General features: G+C 48.1%; 1 pseudogene. It reads left to right on the forward strand.

Going from position 1 to position 684, the window contains the following annotated elements:
* Window positions 1–600 (forward strand): annotated as a pseudogene (locus ACFIJK_RS09430) (hypothetical protein); the annotation flags it as partial.
* Between the last annotated feature and the right edge of the window lie 84 nt (window positions 601–684).

The following is a 684-nucleotide window of genomic DNA, read 5'->3' on the forward strand; positions in this document are numbered from 1 at the left end:
TGGGGTGGCGGCGGCAGTGGTGGGGGTGGTTATTCTTATTACTTAGGAGGCGGTGGCGGCGGTGGCGGTTGTACGGTATGGTATGGTTATAAAGCGAGTTTAAAGGGTCATGAGAATATCGCTATTGGTAAAGGAGGAGATTCTGTTTCAGGGCGGACTGTAACAGGTAAGTCTGGAGGAATAACAGCCGTTGGAAAGAATTTTATTACCGCTACAGGAGGAAAGGGGGGTGGGGGTGTTTCTGCCTATCAATCTCACACGGGATTTGGTGGTAGTACGACTACCTTCTATTCAGGCACTGGTGGCGCTGGAGGTACAGGTGGAAACTTTGGTTTAGCAACAGACGAACATCTAGGAATCGCCAAAGGCGGAAATGGTTATGCTGGAACGAATGGAATTACGAGTAAAACAAGTGGGAATGGAGGCGATGCTGGAGGTGATACATCACGTGGTGGCGCTGGAGGACTAGGCAAAGGTTCCTATAGTTCAGGAAAAGCGGGGCGTGGTTTTGGTGGTGGCGGTGCTGGTGCTCATGACGATTCTTCTCCAAGTGGTGCTGGAGCTGATGGCGCTGTTCTTATAAGATTATGGAAAGAATAAATGGATGCACAAGTAACCAAGATATGACAGAAGTCAAATGGATAGCTGTTCTATAAGCAGGCTTATATGTTTTTAAGTCCTTTT

The organism is Bartonella sp. PS17NMGDW, from assembly GCF_042193555.1.
In the GTDB taxonomy this organism is placed as follows: Bacteria; Pseudomonadota; Alphaproteobacteria; order Rhizobiales; family Rhizobiaceae; genus Bartonella; species Bartonella grahamii.